The following is a 21,728-nucleotide window of genomic DNA, read 5'->3' as shown; positions in this document are numbered from 1 at the left end:
CGCTTATCGACCGATCGCGCCTCGAGTGGTGCGAGGTCGGACCCAGGCCCGCGTCTGGGATCCGGGAGGACTCAAATGCAGAAGCAGGATCGTCGAGCAAGCGGCGTCAAACGCGTACCCGTGCAGACATTGGTCGAGATTTGCGGCCGAGTACCGGAGGTGCCCGCCTTCGAGGCGCAGAGCATCGAGGTGAGCGGGCGTGGCATGCATGTACGAACCCGCTATCTGCCTCCGGTTGGAGCACCGCTGGTGTTGCGCTTCGAGGAGGCTGGTCACCAGATCCTCGTCGAAGGTGAAGTGGCCTGGGCCGAAGACCAGGAACGCGGCGGAGAGTTTGGCATTCGCTTCACGGCGCTCGATAGCGGTAGCGTGGACGCCCTCAAGAAGCTCTGCGGGATCCATGCGGAAAAGCAAGAGGAGCCGGAAGAGGACTACGAACTAGAAGCGGCAGCGGAACCCGGCGAAGCCCAGCGTAAGCGCAAGACCGCAGGCACTCGGGTGCGCCTGCACATCGACGGCTTGGGCTCGCCCATGAAGGCGCAGGTACGAAAGGCTGGTGGTCGCGCGATGACCGTCGGCTCGAAGCTCGAGTTCCTGAAGCTCGGTCGGCATCTGGACATTGAAGACCTGGACGCGGGTGACCGCTCTGGGGCGTCCATCGAGACCGTCGACGTCGTGATCGACCCGCAGTCTCAGGTACCCCAGCTGGTGGTGTCGCTGGCGTATGACGAGGCGTTCGCAGACATCACCCCCGAGCCCAGCGTGGTGGATGCGGGGGAGTCCGCCGGTGCTCTGCGCGAGTGCTCAGACGACGATCTCGAAGACGAGTTGGATGAGCCAGGCCCGGCGACTCGCATCGCCGGGACTCCGGAGCGCGTCGCCGCGCGAGCGGTCGCTTCCGAGCTCGACGACGACGAGCTGGATGACGAACCCGATTTTGACTCGGACTACGACGGCGTGGACGCTGAGTACGAGGATGAGCACGAACCAAACGCGTTCCAGACCAAGCTTGGCGCAGCGGCCTCTCAGGCTGGTGAGATCGCGAAGAACACCGGAACTGCGCTCAAGCACGTCGGTGCGAGCGCGGCGTCCAAGGTGGGCGGCTGGATCAAGACCGCGCGCAGCAAGCAAGCTGGAAAGGCTGAGGCTCGCACCCAGTCAGCTCCTGCCACGCGGAAACAAGGTGCGGGACGGCGCGTCCAGGGCGCTCCGCTGTCCGGCGTGATGAGCGCCGACGGTAGGCGCCTGCGCCCCCAGTCGATGCGCGGGTCGAAGCTCCCGCCGAGTCAGGCGCGCCGTCAAGAGGCCGCGCCGGAAGCTCCGCCGCCGGCCACGAAGAAGCTAAAGCGTTACGGCGCAATCGCAGGTGCCGCGGTGATGCTCACCACCGTCGCTGTACTCGCCATGAAGAAGCCGTCCGCGCCCGCCGGGGGTGAAGAAGCGCTGAGCAAGCCAGTCGCCGCGGAGGAAACGCCCCTCGCGCCGAGCGAAGACGTCACCAACGTGGATGAGCAAGGCAACCCGATCCCCGCCAATGCCGCCCAGGCGCCCGCTCAGCCCCAGGAAGATCCCCAGGGAAAGACGACGCCCAACGGAATCAGCGCCGACGTTCCGCTCTTTGGTCCGACGAATATGGCGCCGACCGAGGCAGCGCCGGTGGATGAGTCGGCGGGCGCCTCCGCGCTCGACGAACCCGTGGACGACACCCCCCCCGTTGCAGACGAAGCCTGGGATGAAGGTGGCGACAAGGCGGACAAGGGCGATGACAAGCCCACGGCGGAGAAGGTCGATCCCAAGAGCGTGAAGCCCTGGGGCCGCGGCACCGTGAGCCGGCCAACGATTCACCGCATCCGCTTGGACTCTCCCGGCGGCGCGATCCAAGGTGCGATCAACCCAACCGGTTTCGTCGTGGTCATCCCCGGACGCAAAGTCATGGAGTCCGGGGACTCGATCTCCAAGCGCGACAAGCGCATTGCCCGAGTGAAGACCTCGAACGGCGGCAACGGAGCGCAGATCACGTTCCAGTTCAAGAACGGCATTCCCGGCTACCGCGTGCGGCTCCGGAAAGACTTCGTCGAGTTCCTGATCAGTGAACCGAAGAAGGGCGGAGCGCTGGCCAAGCGTTAGTTCCAGAGTGGACGACCCTGCGCGGTTTCTGGCTCTAGGCTTGGGTGTTTGCGAGCCGTCCGTAGTAGAGCTGCGGCTGTGAGCGCGAAGGGTTCAGAGCGAAGCCAAGGCGCGGCGTCGGCCCGCGGGTCGTCGCGTGGGCTGCGCTCGTTCCCCGGCTTTCAGACGCTGGAGCTCTTGGGGACCGGCCCCATCGCGGATCGCTACAAGGCGCTCCAGCAGCCGCTCGGACGCACGGTGCTGATCAAGGCGCTGTCCCCGAGCATCCTGCCTTCATCCCCGTTTGCCGCCAGCCTCGAGCACGAGGCGCGGTTGCTCGCGCAGCTCGAACACCCGAACCTGCTCAAGCTCTACGACTTCGAGCGCAACGACGACTCGATGTGGTTGGTGCTCGAGTACGTCGAGGGCGTGAACCTGCGCGACCTCCTGCGCACGGGTGACGAAGGCAGAACTCTCGAGCCCCTCGAAGCGGTGAGCGTTGCCCTCGAGATCACTCGGGCCCTCGAGCACGCCCACGAGCACGGAATCGTTCACCGCAACTTGCGGCCGGACAACATCCTGCTCACCCCAACCGGCGGCCTCAAGCTGCTCGAGTTCGCGGCGGCTAGCGATGAGCGTATCCCTACGGCACCAGAGCTGATGGACGGGGAGGTCGCGGCACCAGCGTACTTCTCGCCGGAGCAAATCCTTGGTGAGCCCCCGGACCCGCGTAGCGACCTCTTCGCGCTGGGTGTGATGCTCTACGAGATGATCGGTGGACAGCGACCCTTCGATGGACCCGATCTGCGTTCCACCACCCAGCGCATTCGCCACGACGTCCCTCCGGCGCTCTCTCGCGTCGCGCCCCATGTGTCCGGTCAACTCGAGCGTATCGTCCAGCGTCTGCTGGAGAAGATGCCCTCGGATCGCTTCGGTTCTGCGGCGGAGCTGGGTCTCGCGTTGCGAGCTGTGCTGGAGGATGACGAGCGGAGCCCAGCGGAGCACATCCGCCGCGCTTTGGCGCGGGCCGGCCTGGCCCCTGAAGAGGTCCTTGACGCTGACGACCCGGCGCCGCTGGAGGAGCCGACCCGCAGCCTCGGTAGCGCTGTGCTCGGGATGCTCGCGGCCTGCGCGCTGGTGTTGCTGGGCGGTGTCGTGATTCAGATTATTTCCGCGAGGGAAGGCGCTATCCCCAGCGTCACTCAAGGATCCCACGCGCTCGAACTGCGGCCCAATCAGGCTGGCTATCTGAGGGTGGTCGCCGATCCTTGGGCTCATGTGATCGTGGACGGCGAAAAGGTCGAGACCACGCCGTTCTCGGAGCCGATCCCGCTCCGCCCAGGTACGCACTACGTGCGGCTCGAGCACCCTGCGGCTCCAACTGAGCGACGCACCATCACGCTGGCGTCCGGCGAGAGCATTCTGCTGGACGTGAAGCTGGATGTTCCACGGCGTCCGGCACCTGAGCTTGCACAAGGCGACGCTGGCGCAGATGCAGCAGACGCCTCACCTTAGCCTCACGGCTCGAGTTCTCACGGCTTGGTGCTGTAGGCGAGCTTCAGTTGCAGCTCGCCTGCCACGCCTTTCGGCATGCTGGCGCCAAGGACGCAGCGCGTGATGCAGGCTTTCCCGGGAGTCGAATCCGCGTACTTGGTCAGTTCGAAGTTCTCGAGAGCGCCATCAGATTTGAGCGTGGCTTTCGCCTCCACCATCGCGATCTGTTTGGTGTCGGGTGAGAGCGCGTACGCGCACTCCACCAACGCCTCGCGCTGCGCGTCGAGTGCTTCCTTCGCGCCACTGGGACCGGTCACCGTCAGTTCCAGCTGATCGCGAAACGGGTACTCAGTCTCCGTCGGCTCGCTGCTGACTCCGATGGATCGGCCCGCGGAGAAGGCCTTCACGCTGGTCGGCGCCTGCTCCTGAGAAGCCCCCGGCTTGGGCGCCGACGACGACTCTTGGCAGGCGATGAGCCACGGTGCGACGAGGAGCGCGAGCCCAGTCGCTCGACCCAGGCGAATTCTTCCCATAAATAGCGAGCATATCGTGGATGTTCTCGAGTGTTTGGGAGCTTCTGTACGATGGTAGGAGGATGCGGCAGGGATGAGCCTCGACGCGGCACTAGATCAGTGGGCCTCCCTCTTGGGAGCGGCCAACGTGATTCGTTCAGGACCATCGCTGGATGACCTGAACCGCACGACTCAGAGCCGAAGTGCAGGGGGAAGCGCGCCGTTGATGGCCGCGCTGCGACCGAGCAGCCGCGAGCAGTTACCTGAGCTCTTGGCCATCGCTCGTCAGCACCAGGTGAGGCTGCACCAGAGTAGTGCGGGCAAGAGCTGGGGCCTTGGGACTCGACAGGCGCCGGAACCTGCGGTGTTGCTCGACCTGAGCGGGCTCTGCCGCATCAGCGACTTCGACTCCCAGCTGGGGGCCATCGACGTGGAGCCCGGGGTGACCTTCCAGCAGCTGTACGAGTACTTGAAGGCCCAGCGCTCGCGGTTCTTTCTGAACGTGACCGGGTCTTCGCCCCACTCGAGCGTGCTTGCGAATGCTCTGGAGCGCGGAGACGGAGCTGGCCCCTACGCCGACCGTTTCGCGCACATCTGTAACCTCGAGGTGATGCTCTCTTCCGGCGAAGTGTTGCGTACTGGCTTTGGTAGTTTCCTTGAGGATACGAACCCGGGGCTGCAGCGCGTGGCGCGCTGGGGCGTGGGTCCGGCGCTCGACGGACTGTTTTCTCAGTCAGGCTTTGGTCTCGTCACCCGGCTCACCCTGTGGCTGTGCCCACTGCCACGCTCGCTTCACCTTGCAACGTTCGGCTTGAAAGACCCAGGGCGACTCGGCAGGCTGTGGGACGCTCTCGGCGAGCTCAAGCTCGATGGCACCCTCAACGCAAGCATCGGGCTATGGAACGACTATCGCGTCGTCTCCAGCGTGGCGCGCTTCCCCGCTGGGGCGGACCCCGCACAGGCGCTGCCACGACAGACGCTCGAGGCAATGCCGGAATGGCCTGGGATGCGCTGGAGCGGCACCACCGCTGTGTACGCTGCGAGTCGCGACCAGGGTAATGCCGCGCGGATACATATGGAGCGCTGCCTGCGGCCGCTGGTCGACGACCTAGCGTTCTTCGAGGCCAGTGGAGACGCCAGCGTTGGTCGGGAGCTCCTGCATCCGGGGCACCCGGCGTTCAAGTTTCTACAGGGGATCCCCCACGAGCACAGCCTGCAGAGCGCGTACTGGCGGATGCCTCCGGAGCGTCCTCAGAGCTCACCCCTCGATTTGGCTCAGGATGGCTGCGGAGTGAACTGGGTGTGCGCCGCGTTGCCCTTCAGAGGGCGCGATCTGGTGCGCGCCGTGAGCCTCAGTGAGCGGATCCTCACGGAACACGGATTCGAACCGCTGTTCGCTTGCGTTGCGACCGCGCCGCGCAGCGTCAACTGGGTTCCGCTGATGGTCTATGACCGTGACGTGCCCGGAGCAGATGACCGCGCCAGCGCTTGTCACGACGCGCTCTACGCCGCGCTTTCTGCAGCCGGCTACCTGCCGTATCGCCTGGGCACGCAGTCGCTGGCGTCCCTACCGAACAGTGCCGATCAGCGCTCCGCGGTCCTCGAGCGCCTCCGGGTCGCGCTGGACCCCGCCGGTGTGTTCGCGCGTCGCTTCGCCTAGTGTTCGGTCTCCGTAATTCGCCTCATCAGCTGGCGGCGCGGTCAGGCGTCGTCTTCGACGGCAATGAGTTCGAGCGACTGGGCGTGCTCGACGTCTTCCCGGAGCTGTTCGAGCCGCTTCTGATCGGGCGCCTCGTACTTCTCTGCGCCGAAGACGCTGAGCATGGCGTTCGGCGCCTCCTTGCACAGAGCCTGAAGGGTGGTCAGCAGGTCTGTTCCCAGGAGGTCCACCGTCGCCCGATTGCCCAGCCAAAGGTCGCTGGGAATCGGCGTCGACACGACTAATATCCGTACGGTAGCGTCGTGCTGGGAGTCCTGGAAGCCTGCCCGTAGAAGCTTCTTGGTCGCGTCGCCGTCCTCGAACACCGCAAAGGTCGCGCCGACATCCGCCTGTCCCGTCAGTACGGCGTCGACCACGGCGCCGTGGGAGAAACAGAAGATCTCCGTCTTGAACAGCGTCTGCGGGTCGAGACCCTGGCTTGCCAAGGCCACGCGAGGAAAGACGTAGCCGCCTGCTGAGGTGGGGGCCACCCAGGCGACGCTCGTCCCCTGCAGCTGACTCGCGCTCGTCAGGTTCGAGTCAGCACTCGTGAACAATACACTGTGATAGTAGGCCGCACCCTGACGCACCGCGCTCGCCATCGCGATTCCTGTAGCCATGGATGGATGCGTCAGCGCCAGGATAGGCGAGGTCCACGCCAGATCGATCTCGTGGTCTTCGAAAGCTCGGGCGAGCATCTCTGGGCGGCGGTAGCGGACGAACATCACCTCGCTGTTGAGGCGCTTCTCCAGCAGCCGACGGATCTGCTCGAGCTGGACCGAGGTCATTGGGTCGTCCCACACGGGGACCAGACCGATAGCGATGCGGGTTACTGCCACGTTGCCAGAGCGTAGCAGGATGTTCCTTCCACGGCTGCCCGGTTCCGAGCACCGAGTGGATTGTGCTCCTCGGTGCCTAGTCCTTCTTCGGACCTTCGTTGTATCCGCGCGGACGATACTTCGGGTCGACCCCGTTGTGCTTCTCGCCGTTGTAGACCAGGTCTCGCGCGAGAAACGCCAGCCAGGAGCCGGGGTTCTTGTCTGCTAGGTCGAGCAGCTCTTGCTTGTGCGGCTCCCAGGCTTTTTCGTCCCACAGGCACTGCAGCGCCAGGGAGATCAGGTTTTGGTCAGCCGGGTTGAGTTCGAAGCCCCGCTTGTAGTGAGGCCACGCCTCCTCGGCGCGGCGCATGCGGCAGAGCGCGTCGCCGTAGTAGATGTGCGCCATGGGCCACTCCGGAGCGAGCTCCATGGCCTTTTTTCCCTCGACCAGGCGCTGCTCCATGAAGCCGCGCGCGCCGAGCATCACCGAGTAGTTCAGGTGCGCCTTCGCGCTGTTCGAGGAGCTCTGGGCGGTTGCGCGCCAGAAAACCAGGTCGTTCGTGTAGTCGAGGGCGTGCATGCGTGCGCTCTGCAGCTGGAAGACCACAAAGGCCGTGACCACGGCCACCCCCGCCCAGCGCCCAAGCTGACGCTTGCGCTCCGTTCCGGTCTGGAAGAGTTTCCACTGAGAAATGTGCAACAGCGCCCAGGCGTAGAGCGGCGCGAGGCCGATCACCGGCAGGTACCAAAAGCGCTCGGCCCGTACCGTGGGTAGCAGCACCGGGATGTTGGAGTGGGGGAAGTAGGAGACCGGCACCCAAACCAGCGTGAAGGCGATCAGCGCGTAGGTGATGACCCGAGGCGACCAAGTGAGTTCTGGCACCACCACTTCGGGCGCCGGGGCGCGCTGGTCATCGACGGTCTGCGGCTGGAGGGTTTGAGGCGCCACGAACTCGCTGACGCCGTTCTGGGTTGCATCAGCTTGGGGGGGAGGTGCGTCAGGTACCGCTGCTCCCTCTCCCCCAAAATCCGCAGCATCAGGCAGCGCAGCTGACGGTGTGTCGCTGGCGGCGTCAGGTGCACCCGCCTGGGGGGCGGCTTTGCGTTCGTCACCCACGCGGAACAGCGAGGCGATCCAGTAGGCGATGCCGACGATGGGTGCGACGAACATGCCCAGGAAGCCGAGAATGATGCTCGGCGTCAGCAGCTTCGGTGGGATTGGTTCCTGGGGGAAACTGTAGTCACCCGCCAGCTTCCAAGGGAACAACGTCTGTCCGATGCCTCGCGCGTAGACGCGCAATGCGCCACCGATACGATGAGGCAAGTCGGCGTTCACCAACGGATTGTTGATCGGGTCCTTCGGCAGCCGCGGTTGGGCGAACCAGCGCATGAACGCATGCAGAGCGCGCCGGGTGATCGGCTCCGTCTCGGGCAACGGTTGTAGAAGCTCTTCGGGTAGCGATACCGGAAACCAGCGCCTGCGCAGCTCCGTGTAGAGCACCAGTGCCGCCACCGCGCTGCCCAGCGACAGCAGCGTGCGCAGGACGCGATGTGGCCGCTCCGGGTGCATGAGCGGCGCAAAGATCAACGCCGCCCACGCCACGAGTGGCACCGCCACGATGGCGCTCTCCTTGGAGAACAAGCCGAAGAGCAGCGACATGAACACGCCGAACGGCATGGCCCACGCCGGCAAGCGCAAGCAGAGCAGCGCCAGTAGCACGCCCATACCGCCCAGCACATCCGCGATGCCGACGACGCCAGTCACGGCTTCCGTCAGCACCGCGCTCGCCAGGAACACCAGCCCTGTGAGCCACGCGAACCCGCGTTTCCCTGGGGCAAGAAACATCGCGAGGCGACACAAAAGTGCCGCGTTGATCGCGTGGAGCATCAGGTTCACCCAGTGGGGAAGCCACGGGTGCTCGCGCAAGCGCCACAGCGCGCGCCAGATCAGATTCGGGATGGGCCGGTAGGACCCAATGCTACCCGTCGGGGGTAGACCCCAGAAGTCGCGGGTGAATGCGTCCCGCCACAGCAGGTGATCGCCGTTGACGTACGGGTTCGCGAGCAATGCCTCCTGCTCGTCAAAGATGCAGTTGGTCGTCGGGCTGCGGGTGTAGACGATGGCCACCAGGATCAGCCCTGGCAAAAGCGCGTTCCAGAACGTCGGGTCTTGTTCCGTGAAGTAGCGCTTCAGCCAGTACCACAAGCGCAGCGCGACGTTCGGCTTTGGCGGCCCAGCCGGTTGCTTTGGGGCTGCGGGCGGCTGACCGCCACTCTGGCTTGCTGGCGCCGCCGCAGGCTCCGCGGATGCGAGCGTTGGCTGCTCGTCATGTGGGTCTGACCCGGGCACCGCCCGGTCGTATCAGGTTTCTGCGGGTTCTTCGATGGGCCAGATATCGCCCCACAACGAACCGCCGCCGTCGATGTAGTAGGTCGAGCCGGTCACGAAGTCGTTTTCTCTGCTGGCGAGAAACACAATCACGCGGGAGACCTCTTCGACGGTGCCTAGACGCTTGAGGGGCGTCGCTTGGCGCGAGAGCTCCAGCGTGCCTTCGCCATACTGCGTGGTGCCGGAAGAACGAATCGTACCCGGAGCGCATGCGTTCACCCGAATGCCGTGGTGTGCCCACTCCACCGCAAGCGTCTTCGTCATGTTGTCCACGCCGGCCCGAGCGGCGCCCGTGTGGACCATTCCGGGGAAGCCCCGATAGATATCGGCGATCACGTTGACGATGCGGCCACGCTTTGCGGGGATCATCGCGCCGGTGGCCACCGCGTGGGTCATGCTGAAGAGCCCGATCAGGTTGTTGCGAATGACCGCCTCGAAACCGCGGGAAGATAGCTGTTCCGCTGGGCACGGGAACTGACCGCCGGCGTTGTTCACCAGCACGTCGATGTGCCCCGCTTGGTCGACCACCTGCTTCACGAAGGCATCGCACGAGTCGGGGTCGCGCACGTCGGCGATGCCTCCGATCGGCTCGGGCCCGTAGCCACGTAGCGCCTCGAGGCCGGCGTCGATGTTCTCTTGCTTGCGACTGCAGATGGCGACGGTCGCGCCGAGGTAGGCCAGCTCCTGTGCGGTGGCGAGGCCAATCCCGGTGCCTCCGCCAGTCACCACCACGACCTGGCCTTCGAATAGACCCTGAGCGTAGATGCTCTTGAACGACTTCTGCGCCATCAGGCTCGGAGTACTGCAAACCTCGGCAGGGCGCCACACTCGAAGTGAAATGTGGTCAGTTCAACTATCAACCCAGTGGCGGTGGAAGTTGCTTCCACCGCGCACGCCGCGGCAATCTCGTATGCAAACGCGCGCGATCACGCTTCGTGAGGCAGGTTTCGCGTGCGTTTCCCTCGGCCTTTGCGCGTGACTCGCGGCAGGCTGGTCTTGGTGCTGGTGGTCAGCTGACCACGGTCGTCAGCCCCAGTGGCAAGGCGCTGGATACCTGCGTAGGCGATCATCGCGGCGTTGTCCGTGCAGCCGCGTAAGGGCGGGGCCACGACGTGGATTTCGCGTGATGTCCCGAGCTCAACCGCCCGAGCGCGCAGCTGACGGTTTGCGGCTACGCCGCCTCCGAGCACGACGCAATCGACTCCCTCTTGAGTTGCCGCGCGGAAAGTTTTGCTGAGCAGAGCGTCGACCACGCGGGTCTGAAAAGCAGCACACAGATCCCGAAGTGTCTGGTCGTCTCCGGGGCGACCGTGCTCCTCAACCCAACGCGCCACGTTGGTCTTCAGTCCGGAGAAGCTGAATTCGAGGGAGTCACGTTGAGGCATGGGCTTCGAGAGCTTCACTCCCTTGGCGTTCCCCTCCGCCGCCAAGCGGTCGATGATGGGGCCACCGGGGTAGCCTAGCCCCAAGAGCTTCGCGACCTTGTCGTAGGCTTCGCCCGCTGCGTCGTCTCGCGTTCCACCCAGCTCGCGGATGCCGTCCGCTTGCTTTGAATCCACGCGGTAAATCGCAGTGTGCCCACCCGAAGCGATCAGCGCGATGAAGGGCAGGCGCGGCGCGAGTGGTTCCAGGTTGGGAAAGCGCAGGTAAGCTGCCAACAGGTGACCCACCAAGTGGTCCACACCGACGACCGGTAGCCCGCTCGCCCAGGATAGACCTTGGGCGAGCTGCACACCGACCAACAGTGCCCCTGCGAGGCCGGGGCGGCACGTGACGGCGATGCCATCTAGATCTCCCAGTGCGAGGCCCGCGCGCTCGAGTGCCGCCTCGACGACGTAGCGGCCGTTCTTCAGGTGATCGCGCGACGCGAGTTCGGGGACCACACCGCCGTATTCGGCGTGAAGCTTCACCTGGCTGTGGACGACGTCGCTCAGTACCACACCGTCGTGGTCGACGATGGCAGCCGCGGTTTCATCGCAAGATGTCTCGATGCCTAGGACTCGCACCGCCGAGCCATACCATGCATTCCGAGCCTAGCCAGCGAGCACCCGCCCCCGCGGTTCAGAGCCTTCAGAAGCCGCAGCTACCACTGCTCAGCTGGGTGCGAAACAGCGCAAAGGCGGGACGCGGCCCGGCGGCGGTCTGAGTCGGCGGCTTCAGTAGCCTGAGCTCGAGCTCGTTGTCGTTCATCAGGCTGACTACAGCCAACATGGGGCCGCGACAGCTGGACTCGACCCACGCGAGGAAGCTGAAGTCGCGACCATCGCCGAAGCTCAGCTGGCTCAGCGGGTCGCTCGACAACTCCTGCACGGGGATCATGGGCGCTCCATCGAACGTCGCTTCTGGCGCGCACGGGCCGCTCGTGTCGTTCGAGCTCAAGGTGCCTGGCGCGCTATCCAGATGCTCGGTGTCGAGAGTCACCCGGATGCGCAGCTCCTGAGAGAAGCCGCCCACGCGCTCCGGCGTGCGAATGAACTCGGCACCGATGATGTTTCCGCAGTACGCCTCACCGGGGCCGGTGTCGTAGCGTTCCAGATCCTTACAGCCCGCGAGGAGCGGGCTCAGCAGCGTGAGCGCTAGCCCAACGCGCAGCGCTCGAAAGACGCACAGCGCTGGAGAGACAGACAGCGCTGGAGAGACAGACAGCGCTGGAGAGACAGACAGCGCAGGCACGAGCTGCGAAGTGCGGCGCCTCATAAAGCTTGCTTCGCCGCGGCTTGCAGTCGCGGTTCCGAGTCATGTTGCGCGAGGTAACTCGCCACTTGCTTGCCGCGCACTGGGTCGATCTTGAGCAGCGCCTTGAAACACGCCTCACGCACGATGGCGAGCTCGTCGCTCTTCGCGGCTTCGCTGAGCGCCTTGAGCACGTCCTCGCTCTTCGCGCCGCTCCCAAGCTCTGCCAGTGTGTCTGCGGCGCGCGCGCGCAACGTCCAAGGGTGCTTCTTCTCGAGCAGCTTTGCGATGGAACTCGTCACGCTGGCGTCCGCTTGTCCCAGGCCACCGAGCGCCGTGAGTGCGGTCAGTTGCACGCCTTCATCGCGGTCGTTCAGTCGCGCGACCACTGCGCTCCTCGCGGCAGGCTCTGGGCGCGCCGCCAGGAACTGCACTGCGCGGCTTCGCACCTCGGAAGTGGGGTGATTCGACAGCGAGATGAACGGCTCTACCGCGCCATGGGCGATCCGCTCGAGGGCAGCTCGGAGCTGCTTCTTTTTCCCAGCGGAAAGTTTGCTGAAGTCTTGCTTGTAGCCCAGGGCACCGGTGTCCAGCTTGGAGTCGCTGCCAGGCAGCATCTCGGCGACGACCTCTGCGCGCTCTGGCGAGCTCTGAACGGCGCCGCCCACCGACTCGGCCAGCGACGGCGCGAGCTTGATGATAGCGTCCGCTGCTGCGTCGGCACTGGGTGTTTCGGGGGTGAGGGAGCTAACCAGCTGCCGTACGTCTACCTTCCCGGACCTGGGCGGCTTGTCCAGCGCAGAGCCGATATCGAATTGCCCCGTGGCAAGCACCACCGCGGCGCTCTGCGCGGCCTCACGCTGCCGGTCGTCGGCGCTCAGCCAAGCTTGAGTAATCGCTCGTCCGGCGCGCGCATCCTTCAAGCGAGCCATCGCCAAGATCGCCTGACCGCGCACCAAAGCGTCGTTGGCCTCTGCGAGCTGTGCCAACACATCAGCCTGCTGGGACGCGCCGCGCTCTCCGAGCGCGAAGGCCGCGGCCGCTCGTGGGAGCGGCCCGGCCTCTAGCGAGCGCGCGATCTCCGCGAGGCGCGCCGTGTCCTGAGGCGTGCCGACCAAGCCGAGCCCCAGCGCGCCACACGCGCGCACGCTAGGCGCGTCACTCTCCAGGAGCTTGAGCAGCAGCGGTCGAGCCTTGGGGTCCTGCATGCGTGCTACGGCAAACGCCGCGGCGACGAGCACCGGGTCGGCTTCCTCCGAGCGGACCTGATTCCCCGGGGCAATCAGCTCGGAGAGCTTCGGCAACAGGCCGGGGTCTTTGAGCGCCGCGACGGCGAGCATCGCCCAGACGCGTAGCTCCGGATCCGCCTTGCCGGTGGCATAAGCAACCAGCGAGGGGCCTGCCCCCTTGTTCTGAATATGCGAGAGCAGCTCGAGGGCCGTCCGTTGCTGCGTGCCTTGGTCGTCGCTCAGCGCGTCGAGCAGTGGCTTGACCGCGCGTTCGCCGATCTTCGCGAGCTCTGCCGACGCCTTCTTGGCCTCTGCTTTGTTTGCGCTCTTCGAGAGGTGAACCAGTGGGAACGCCATGGCGCCGTAGATCTCGACCAAGAGGCGGCGATAGATCGGCTTCCCAGGGTTCCCGAGCGCAACGGGCAGGAGTTCCTTTTCCAGGGACTCTAGGCTGCCGCGGCCCAGGTTCAGCTGCATGCTGATACGCGTCGCTTGGCTCACCAAGTCTTCATCTGGAGAGGCCCGTACGACCCGCCGTAGCAGCCGATCTGCTTCGTCGATCTCACCCCGATTGATCAACAACTCGGCGAGCTGGAAGTAGACAGGGAACAGCCGATCGTTCTTGGAGATGGCCTGGCGGAACTGAGCGATCGCCTTGTCGTTGTCTTGGCGGCGCCGATACATCTCGCCGAGCTTGCGATGGCCCTCGGCGTCGTCAGGCGATAGCTCCACGGCTCGCGCCGCATATTTGATCGCCGCATCGTCTTGATAGAGCTCTGCCGCGTAGTTCGCCATGCGCTGGTAGTATTCACGGGCGCGCTTCGGCTCGACCTTGACCAGCTTCTCTAGCACCGCGATAGCGCTCTTGAGCTTGCGCTGCACGACCAGCACGTGTTCGAGGCGCAAGAAGCTCTCCGCGTCTCCTGGTGCGGCGTTAGTGACTTTGGTCAGCACCTTCTCCGCCTCGGAGTAGCGCTTGCGCCTTACGTGTATTTCCGCAAGGAGCCGTCCGGCGTCCAGGTCTGGTGGCTTCCCGTTGAGCCTACGGCTGAGCGGGGTGACCTTCTCTTCGATCTGCCCAGAGAGTGACCACAGCGTGACGATGTGTTGTCGCGCCTCGCGAGCGACGTGGGCGGCGCTTGCATCGAGCAGCAAGCCTTCCCAGATCTTGAGCGCCTGCTCGTACTGAGCCTGCTTCTGGGCGGCGGATGCGCCAGCGCCCGTGCGCTCCAGCGCAAGCGCGTAGGACTTCTTGTAGTTCGTGAGCTTTGGGGCGAGCTTCACGGCCTCGGCGAGGCTCTCGAGCGCCTCCTTGGGCATGTCGTGCTCCAAGTAGACTTCTCCGAGCGTGAACAGCGCACGGGCCTTGTTGGGGATCAGGTTCATGATGCGCTTCCAGGTGCGCACGGCCTTTTCCTTGTCACCGTCCTGGTAGTAGCGATCTCCAAGCTCGACCAAGTGACGTGGATCCCGCGGATCGCGCGCCAGCCGTTGCAGCACCTCCATCGCGCGCTTTCGCTCCTCAACACGCTCATAGAAGTCGACGAGCGCGGCGAGGGTTTCCTCGTCTCCCTTTGAGCGACCTTCGAGCTTCTGCAAGTGCTCCAGCGCGGCCTTGCGATCGCCGCGTTGGATCAGGGCCTCCGCCAGCTGGAAGACGAAGTCTGGGTTTCGCGGTGCCGCGCGGATTAGCGCTTCGTATTGCTTGATGGCTTCTTCAAGCTCACCTTGGATTTGCAGCAGCTGGACTACCTTGAGCCGCGTCTCGATATCGCTCGACTTCTTCGCCAGAGCCTCTTGGTAGGCCTTGAGCGCCTTCTTGACCTGCCCCGTCTCTTCGTAGAGTGCGCCGAGCATCTTGGCGCGGTAGAAATCTCGAGACGTCTCCTTCTCGACGAGGGTGATCAGTTCCCGTAGCTTATCTTCCGCGCGGTAAACCTCGACGATTACATCGTAGATCTCGCGGCGTACACCGGCCTCTGCGCCAGCGATCTGCAGGGCGCGCTTCAAGGTCTTGAGCGCGTCTTTCGTCAGCTTGGCTTTGGCTTGTGCCTGCCCCAGATCGCGCAGCGCTGGTGCGAGCACGCGGTTGTCGCCGCTCGCATGCTTGACCACGCTCTCGAACTCGGTCACCGCGCGCTTGTACTTCGCGCGCAGCATCAGCTCGCGACCGAGCTCCGCGCGCACGAAGAAGCTGCCCTTGGCCCGCGTGACGAGCTTCTCGTGAAACTCCGAGGCTTGCTTGTAGCGCTCTAGGTCCAGTGCGAGCCCCATCAACGTGCGTAGGGTCTGCTCGATGTCTGCATCGATCTTGAGCCGGGGCAGCGCCTTCTCGAAGCGGTCGAACGCGCCCGCCTTGTCGCCGCGATCTTGGAGCAACTGAGCCAGGGCGATCAGCGCCACGTGATCCTTCGGGCGCTCCGCAATCGCCGCCTCGTAGGTGGTCACCGCGCGATCCATCTGGCCGTCTTGGCGGTAGATACCTGCAAGCGCGACCTTGGCGTTGTACGCCTTCTTGCCCTTGCCTTCGGCGAGCTTTTCTAGGTCCTCGATCAGCTTGTCGAGCTTGCCGTCGCGCTCTCGGTAGAGCTGCGCCAGACGTTGCAGGGGGAACTGCGCACCTGGCTGCTTCAGTACGATGTCCCGGTAGCGCTTGATCAGCTTGTCCGGGTCTTGCTTGCGAGTCGGCTTGTCCTTGGGTTTATTTCCGCGCGGTTTTTTGCCTTGAGGTTTCGTCGCGCCGGGCTTCGGACGCTTGCGGCCTCCCGGGTTGAACTGGGCGTCGGCACTGCCCGCCAGTGAAAGCCCGAATAGGAGCGCGAGCGCTGCTCCGGCGCGTCCGAACCAACGCGCGCGAGCGCGCCCTCCTGTGGTCATCGAGCGACCCTTCCCCGATGAAGGCATAGGGCAACCTTAGCAAAAGCCGCCCAGGCGACAGCGCTCGGGGTGTACGGCGCAGAAAAACCGAGCCCCAGCGGCCAGGATTCGTGCCTCACCCCCCAAAAAAACCCAGGGGAGCTAGACGTTGGGTCGGCGGGGCGTGGCCCAGGCGTGGAGCGATCGACGGGGCCCATCCGCTTTGAGACGGACGAACCCCGAGGAAGTTTGGCTCTCAGTTGCCGCCGCCGAAGCCGCCGAAGGGTGTGCCGCCGCCCCCGCCGCCGAGCAGGCCGCCGCAGTCGCTGCCGCATGAGGAGAAGACGCACTGCACGGAGTTGAACGCCTGAAGTGCGGCGTTGAAGTCCCCGTTGAAGCAACCCAGTAGGCACTGGAAGTCGAGCCCACCGCCACCGCCACCGCCGCCCCCAAGGCATTGGGTGAACGCGCAGATGGCGCCGTCACGACACGCCTGATCGAGCAAGCACTGCTGAGCAGACGGGCAGTTCTGTCCGACGCAGCTGATGCAGTCCACGATGCCGCCTCCGCCACCGGTCCCGCCAGTCCCACCGCTGCCGCCGCTGCCGTTGCAGTCACTGCCGCAGGTGGTGCTCTGGCAAGTGCCAAGCCCCAGGGCGAGCTGCGCAGGCTGACCTTGCACGCCGCCGTTCTGCTGAATCACCTGCCCACACGGGCCGAGGCACTGAGCGCCGCTGCACCCCGCCGCCTTCGCGCAATCGACAATGGCGATGCAGCCGCTGTCATCCTGGCAGGCATCCCACTCTGCTCGACAGCCACCACACGTGCACTCGTCGCAGGTGTCGGTCGCTGCCGCGAGGCAATCATCCGGCGCGCCACCCGAGGCGCCACTGCCCCCGAAGCCCGCGTCACCACCAAAGCCACCCTCGGCGCCGACACCACCTTGTGCGCCTCCGCCTGCGCTGCCGCCTTGAGCGCCGCTTCCTCCGAACCCGGCGTCACCCCCAAAGCCACCTTCGGCACCGAAGCCGCCCTCAGCGCCAAAGCCACCCTCAGCGCCGAAGCCACCGGTGCCACCGTTGCCCTCAGGTGCTCCGAAGTCGATGGTGGTGCGTCCGCATGCGGTCGCCCAAACCAAACCGGAGACCAAGAAGAGACCGAGACCTAGCTGACGCTTCGTTGACGAGACACGCATCTTAAGCACTCCATCCGCGCGTTGGCTGGCGTCTACTGCTGGCGAGCCGGGCGCGGTTCGGGGGAAGGGGAGAAGCGAGAGTTTAGCACCCAGCTCCCACCAACGAAACGCGCGACATCGATGAGCGGGCGATTGTTGAACACTTCAAGCTTCAAGCATCGCTTGCTCGCGTTTGCATTTCGGCGCACGAGGCGCGAACCCGGCAACGGTTCGAAAGAGCAGCGGCAAACTCTGCGGCCTACCGCCGAGGTGGAGTGGGCTTCCACGGATGACGTCTGAGGAATGCACTGCGTCGCTGAAAGTTTGCAGCCCCGCACGATTCCACCGCGGGGTTTGCCTGGCGCGCCACCAACGCGAGACGGCCAGCGGCGATGTACGCCACTGGCCTGCATTCGGAACCTTGGTGCTCGCTCTCGTGACTGGTCGAGGCGCGCGTTTAGCCAGAGAAGCCAGAGCGAGCGAGCCGCAAAGAGCGCGCTAGGGCAGCTTTGGCTCCTCGAGCTTGCCTTCGCAGTTGAGCGCGCCGAGGAACGCGACGATCTGCTTGATCTCTGCGTCGGAGAGCTTCTTGTCGACGAGTCGCGAGTCCTTGTTTGGATTGTCGTAGCCGCCACTGGCCATGAACTTGACTGCTTCTTCCAAGGTCTTGGCGTGGCCGTCGTGGAAGTACGGGGCGGTCTTGGCGACGTTGCGCAGGCTGGGTGTCTTGAACGCGGCGAAGTCCGTCTCGCTCTTGCTGATCGCCTTGCGCCCTGGATCCACTTCCTCGGGCTTCTTGCCTTCGATGCCGACGCCGGTGTTGTGGAATGCGCCGTCGGCGACGGCGAAGGCATCAGAGAACATGGGCGGCGTGTGGCAAGTGTTGCAAGCGGCCTTGCCCACGAACAGCTCCCAACCGGCTTGCTCATCGCTGCTCATGGCGGACTTGTCGCCAGCCATGGACTTGTCCCATTTCGTATCCGCGCAGAAAAGCGTGCGCTCATAGGCCGACACCGCTTTCGCGATGTTGTCTGGTGTGACGCTGTCCTTGCCGAACACCGCTTCGAATTGCTTCGCGTAGCCTTCGATCTTGGCGATCTCCTTCGCCTTGTCTTCGAGCTTGTCCTTTCCGACGCCCATATTGCCTCCCGCCCAAGCGCCCTTCATCTGAGCTTCGAGGCTGTCGGCTCGGCCGTCCCAGTAGAGCTTCGGGAGGTACGCGACGTTCCACATGGCTGGAGCGTGGCGGGTGAGCGGCTTGTCCCCCGCGCCGATCGCGAGCGGGTCGTGTCCACCGGTACCGTCCTCGTTCATGTGACACGAGTAACAAGACCGGCTTCCGTCCACGCTCAGGCGCTTGTCGAAGAACAGCTGATGACCGAGTTCGACCTTCTCCTTGGTCATCTCGTTGTCATCAGGGATCTTGAGCTTGAGCAGATTCTTCGGGGGGATCGGCAAACCGTTCTTATCCACGCTGGGCGCAGCGCTTGGCGTGGCCTTTGCCGTGGCCTCAGGCTTCTTTGCTTCGCTGGGCTTGCTCGGCTCTGCCGGCTTGTCGTCGCAAGCCACCGAGAGCAGCGCCGCAGCGCTGATCGCGCCAATCAGTGTGGTGAGTTGAGCCTTCATGGTGTTGTCCTCCGCGCCCCGTCCGTGTTGGGTTTCCGGTCGACCGCGTCTGCCGTCTCAAGCAGCGCCTGCTCATCTCGGCTCGCGCCCGTGTGGACGCGAGGAACAGCTATCCCCCAGTCGGCCTCGTTGGTTAGCAGAGCAAGCCACGGTTGCGGAAACGATGCAACACGTTGTTTTAGGGCTTTTTGTCGCAATGCTTACGGCGTCGCAGCGTTGACACGGAACTCTCGGGGCGGGGCCAAATGGCGGTGCCTCATCGCCTCGCTCTGGGGGAATGGACGGGGTGCCGAGCCGCTGCGACCCGACTCCCCGGCGCCTGCCTCGCGTCGGCTGGGAGTGACGCCCGGCTTGGCGCTGAGTCAGCTCGCTGAAAAATTTCCCCAAGGAAATTATGGGGAAAGAGTTGTGAGACCAAGCGAGCGTTCGGTTGTCGGAGCGATACGCTGACCATCAGGTCATGCGAGTTCCAATGCGGAGATTCGAGTGGTCGGTGGACACACATCCAGCACGTGGGGCGTCGCCCCCGTTGTGCACGAGATGTGGGGCGGTGCCACCACGCAAGCATGACCGCAGCACTGGATGCTCCGCACTGAATGAAAAACCGCAGGGATATTTGTGCCGAATCGCTGGCGCTCGTCGATGATTCGCGCTGCAATGACTGGAGCGAGGTGTTGAACGACACCCTCCCCCCAACAGCAACCCTGGTAGTGCCATGTCTCCGCAGCTCGCTGCAAAACTCGCCCGCCCCCCGAAGCTGTGGGCGCACGAGTTTTGCGCCTTTGGGCTGCTATTGAGACCAGGAACGCTGCGTTGATTTGTTCAGCGAATCACAGATTCGCCTCACTAGGAGATCACAATGCTTCGACGAGTTTCACGAGTGGCGACGACCGAACTACGGAGCAGTGCCAGCGTGCTGGCGCTTGCGTGCGTTTTCACGTTGGCCGGCGGGTGCATCCAGACCGACGGCGATAGCAGCTCAGGTGGAACGGCGGGCTTGGGCGGCAGCGGCGCATCCGGAGGCAGTGGTGCTTCGGGTGGCAGCGGCGCATCGGGCAACGGGGGTAACGGCGCGTCTGGTGGCAACGGCGCGACCGGCGGGACCGGCGCAACGGCTGGTTCCGCGGGGAACGCCGGCACCGCGGGCGTCGCGGGCAGTGGCGGGTCGAGCGGCAGCAGCTCCACGGACCCCCTGGATGCCCTCCGCGATGCCTGCGTCAAGCGTATCAATGACTTTCGCGCGACCGAGGGCAAGCCCCCGTATGCCCGTTGGACCGACGGTGAAGCGTGCGCCGATGAGCAGGCAGGCAACGACGCGAATGGCGGCGGCGCTCACGGTAACTTTGGCATGTGTGGCGAGTTCGCTCAGAACACCTGCCCGGGCTGGGGCAGCTATGACGATGTCATTCAAAACTGCCTGCAGGCGATGTGGAATGAAGGCCCCGGGGAGCCGTTCAGTGAGCACGGCCACTACATCAACATGTCGAGTGACAAGTACTCGAAGGTGGCTTGTGGCTTCTACAAGATGGCGGACGGCAGCATCTGGGCCAGCCAGAACTTCAAGTAGACGGCAGCCGAGTGAGGATCCGGCGCGCGGCAGCCCGCTGAGGATCCGGCGCGCGTGAACATCAGCGCAAAAGCGCCCGGTTGCAGCATCTCCTCGTCGCACCACTCGATAGCGTTGCCGCGGAATCTGCTCAGCGGAATCTGCTCAGGGAACGGCAGCTGTTACCGGGCGGAATGTGGCGCGACTTGCCAAGGCCCTTCGGGGTGACTAATGCTTCTCTTCAGTGTCTGGAGAGCAAGCGAGTAACTCGGCGGCGGATACCGAGGTCGTTGGGCCCGCGTCGCGCGAAGTCAACAGCGCGAAGAGCGGCAAGCGGCGGCGCAAACTAGGGCCAGCGCGTGCCCAGGCGAAGGCGCAGACTCGCCAAGCGCTGATCGACGCCGCCGAGCGCTTGTTTATCCAGGAAGGGTTCGATCAACCAGGGCTAGACGTCATCTGCAGCGTGGCAGGCCGCACCCGTGGCGCCTACAACGTGCACTTTGGCAGCCGGGAACACCTCGTTGAGGCGGTGGCCCTGCGTGCACTGGAGAGCTTCGAGGCCGAGCTCCTGGGCAACGGGCTCTCCTTGCCGTCCGGCGCGGCGCCCCCGCGTTCTGTCCCGGCGCCTAGCCAGCCCTTTCCGGAGCCGGATGGGGAGGCGCGGCGGCTCCCTGTCGCTCTGATCCTGCATGCAGCGGCTCGCATCCCAAACGTGCGCGAAGCCGTGCTTGCCAGCTTTGAGCGCATTCGGCGCTACCTAGGGGAAATGGCCGCGCAGGGGCGCCTGAACGAGCCCGGCAGTTTCGATCAAAACGGCAGCTTCGAAGAACACGTCGGCTTCGATAAACACGCCGGATCGAATGAACACGGCCGCGCCACGTTGCGTCTAGACGCTGCGCCCACCACCGTGGCGCCGATGCTGCTCGCAATCGCGCTTGGGATTGAGTTGTTGGAGGCTGCGGGGCCTCGTCGTTTGGATTTGGACCGCCAGGAGCTGAATGAGCTCCTTTTCACGCTGCTCAAGCAGCGCTGACACCCGCTCACAGCTGCAATCCGCTGCGCCCCTGCAAAATCGCGCACAAGTTTCGTTGTTGCGGCTACGCCGTTGCGGCGCCGCAGTGTGGCAGCTACCTTCCTTGAGCGTCGTGTCTGCGTTGAGAGTCAAGCTGGCTGCCTTGTTGGCGCTGGTAGCGTTGCTGCTGCCGGCGACTTCGGTGGGGCGCGTGCTGACTCTTTGCAAGATGTCAGGGCGGATGGGCGCCTCCTGTTGTTGCCACGGCGATGCACATCAACGCGCTGCCAAGAAGCCACAGCCCGCAAAGGCCGAGCGCCCTGGTTGCTGTGAGCAACGACTGACCAAGACGACTCAGGTCCTCTCCGCCCAGAGCGAAGCGGATCTCCCGCCGAGCCAGGCAGTGTTGGTCGCGGAGCTCAGCTTACCTGAAGCCTCCGAGCCTCGGCTCGAGGTTGAAGAGGTCCCCCGGGTCGCGCGCGGACCTCCGCCTCTAGGGCCACCGCTCTATCTGAAAAACTGCAGCTTCCTGATTTGAGTCGCGTTTCCGTGGGGAAGGCATGGCGGCCGCGTGTCGATATGACACGGCGCTGC

General features: G+C 64.8%; 15 protein-coding genes. 6 read left to right on the top strand and 9 right to left on the bottom strand.

The annotated features are described in order from the left end of the window. Positions 1–75 precede the first annotated feature (75 nt). Positions 76–2,127 carry a PilZ domain-containing protein gene (locus H6718_27640; GenBank protein ID MCB9589218.1) on the top strand — a complete coding sequence of 684 codons (2,052 nt, stop codon included), beginning with the start codon at positions 76–78 and terminating at the stop codon, positions 2,125–2,127. A 78-nt stretch (positions 2,128–2,205) separates the two neighbouring features. Beyond that, positions 2,206–3,621: a serine/threonine protein kinase gene (locus H6718_27635; protein MCB9589217.1), complete on the top strand. Its 1,416-nt coding sequence runs from the start codon at positions 2,206–2,208 to the stop codon at positions 3,619–3,621. A gap of 17 nt (positions 3,622–3,638) precedes the next feature. Here H6718_27635 and H6718_27630 read toward each other — a convergent pair whose 3' ends face one another. After that, positions 3,639–4,133, bottom strand: a complete 495-nt coding sequence (locus H6718_27630; GenBank protein MCB9589216.1) for a hypothetical protein — start codon at positions 4,131–4,133, stop codon at positions 3,639–3,641. Positions 4,134–4,206: 73 nt separating this feature from the next. On the opposite strand from H6718_27630, the gene H6718_27625 reads away from it, so the two are divergent. After that, complete coding sequence (locus H6718_27625; protein MCB9589215.1) at positions 4,207–5,772, top strand: FAD-binding oxidoreductase; 1,566 nt, start codon at positions 4,207–4,209, stop codon at positions 5,770–5,772. A 41-nt stretch (positions 5,773–5,813) separates the two neighbouring features. On the opposite strand, the gene H6718_27620 is transcribed toward H6718_27625, so the two are convergent. The 8 genes from H6718_27620 to H6718_27585 form a co-directional block, all read right to left on the bottom strand. Then, positions 5,814–6,650, bottom strand: a complete 837-nt coding sequence (locus tag H6718_27620) for a PhnD/SsuA/transferrin family substrate-binding protein (protein ID MCB9589214.1) — start codon at positions 6,648–6,650, stop codon at positions 5,814–5,816. Between the two features lie 76 nt (positions 6,651–6,726). Next, positions 6,727–8,979: a tetratricopeptide repeat protein gene (locus tag H6718_27615; protein ID MCB9589213.1), complete on the bottom strand. Its 2,253-nt coding sequence runs from the start codon at positions 8,977–8,979 to the stop codon at positions 6,727–6,729. Between the two features lie 12 nt (positions 8,980–8,991). Further along, positions 8,992–9,807 carry an SDR family oxidoreductase gene (locus H6718_27610; GenBank protein ID MCB9589212.1) on the bottom strand — a complete coding sequence of 272 codons (816 nt, stop codon included), beginning with the start codon at positions 9,805–9,807 and terminating at the stop codon, positions 8,992–8,994. A 137-nt stretch (positions 9,808–9,944) separates the two neighbouring features. Continuing rightward, a complete protein-coding gene (tsaD, locus tag H6718_27605; protein ID MCB9589211.1) occupies positions 9,945–11,024 on the bottom strand; it encodes a tRNA (adenosine(37)-N6)-threonylcarbamoyltransferase complex transferase subunit TsaD in 1,080 nt (359 codons plus the stop codon). Positions 11,025–11,088: 64 nt separating this feature from the next. Beyond that, the gene (locus H6718_27600; protein MCB9589210.1) at positions 11,089–11,715 is read right to left on the bottom strand and encodes a hypothetical protein; all 627 of its coding nucleotides are present in this window, start codon (positions 11,713–11,715) and stop codon (positions 11,089–11,091) included. Continuing rightward, a complete protein-coding gene (locus H6718_27595; GenBank protein ID MCB9589209.1) occupies positions 11,712–15,797 on the bottom strand; it encodes a HEAT repeat domain-containing protein in 4,086 nt (1,361 codons plus the stop codon). Before H6718_27595 ends, H6718_27600 begins: the two co-directional genes overlap by 4 nt. A 235-nt stretch (positions 15,798–16,032) precedes the next feature. Beyond that, positions 16,033–16,971, bottom strand: coding sequence for a hypothetical protein (locus tag H6718_27590; GenBank protein ID MCB9589208.1), 939 nt, complete (start codon positions 16,969–16,971; stop codon positions 16,033–16,035). A 477-nt stretch (positions 16,972–17,448) separates the two neighbouring features. After that, on the bottom strand, positions 17,449–18,576 hold the full coding sequence (locus H6718_27585; protein MCB9589207.1) for a c-type cytochrome: 1,128 nt from the start codon (positions 18,574–18,576) through the stop codon (positions 17,449–17,451). Between the two features lie 859 nt (positions 18,577–19,435). On the opposite strand from H6718_27585, the gene H6718_27580 reads away from it, so the two are divergent. The 3 genes from H6718_27580 to H6718_27570 all read left to right on the top strand — a co-directional run bounded on the left by H6718_27580 (position 19,436) and on the right by H6718_27570 (position 21,672). Next, positions 19,436–20,143, top strand: a complete 708-nt coding sequence (locus H6718_27580) for a hypothetical protein (protein MCB9589206.1) — start codon at positions 19,436–19,438, stop codon at positions 20,141–20,143. A 223-nt stretch (positions 20,144–20,366) separates the two neighbouring features. After that, positions 20,367–21,155, top strand: a complete 789-nt coding sequence (locus H6718_27575; protein MCB9589205.1) for a TetR/AcrR family transcriptional regulator — start codon at positions 20,367–20,369, stop codon at positions 21,153–21,155. 112 nt (positions 21,156–21,267) lie between these two features. Next, positions 21,268–21,672 carry a hypothetical protein gene (locus H6718_27570; GenBank protein MCB9589204.1) on the top strand — a complete coding sequence of 135 codons (405 nt, stop codon included), beginning with the start codon at positions 21,268–21,270 and terminating at the stop codon, positions 21,670–21,672. Positions 21,673–21,728 lie beyond the last annotated feature (56 nt).

It is taken from the genome of Polyangiaceae bacterium (genome assembly GCA_020633205.1).
GTDB lineage: Bacteria > Myxococcota_A > Polyangia > Polyangiales > Polyangiaceae > JAHBVY01.
Note: the sequence above shows the minus strand (reverse complement) of the source record. Positions and strands in the feature narration are given on the sequence as shown.

Excerpts from the sequence above, each read along its gene's own strand:
- H6718_27640 (MCB9589218.1), top strand. The coding sequence starts at position 76 with ATGCAGAAGCAGGATCGTCGAGCAAGCGGCGTCAAACGCGTACCCGTG.
- H6718_27630 (MCB9589216.1), bottom strand. The coding sequence starts at position 4,133 with ATGGGAAGAATTCGCCTGGGTCGAGCGACTGGGCTCGCGCTCCTCGTC.
- H6718_27625 (MCB9589215.1), top strand. The coding sequence starts at position 4,207 with ATGAGCCTCGACGCGGCACTAGATCAGTGGGCCTCCCTCTTGGGAGCG.
- H6718_27610 (MCB9589212.1), bottom strand. The coding sequence starts at position 9,807 with ATGGCGCAGAAGTCGTTCAAGAGCATCTACGCTCAGGGTCTATTCGAA.
- H6718_27600 (MCB9589210.1), bottom strand. The coding sequence starts at position 11,715 with ATGAGGCGCCGCACTTCGCAGCTCGTGCCTGCGCTGTCTGTCTCTCCA.
- H6718_27595 (MCB9589209.1), bottom strand. The coding sequence starts at position 15,797 with ATGACCACAGGAGGGCGCGCTCGCGCGCGTTGGTTCGGACGCGCCGGA.
- H6718_27590 (MCB9589208.1), bottom strand. The coding sequence starts at position 16,971 with ATGCGTGTCTCGTCAACGAAGCGTCAGCTAGGTCTCGGTCTCTTCTTG.
- H6718_27585 (MCB9589207.1), bottom strand. The coding sequence starts at position 18,576 with ATGAAGGCTCAACTCACCACACTGATTGGCGCGATCAGCGCTGCGGCG.
- H6718_27580 (MCB9589206.1), top strand. The coding sequence starts at position 19,436 with ATGCTTCGACGAGTTTCACGAGTGGCGACGACCGAACTACGGAGCAGT.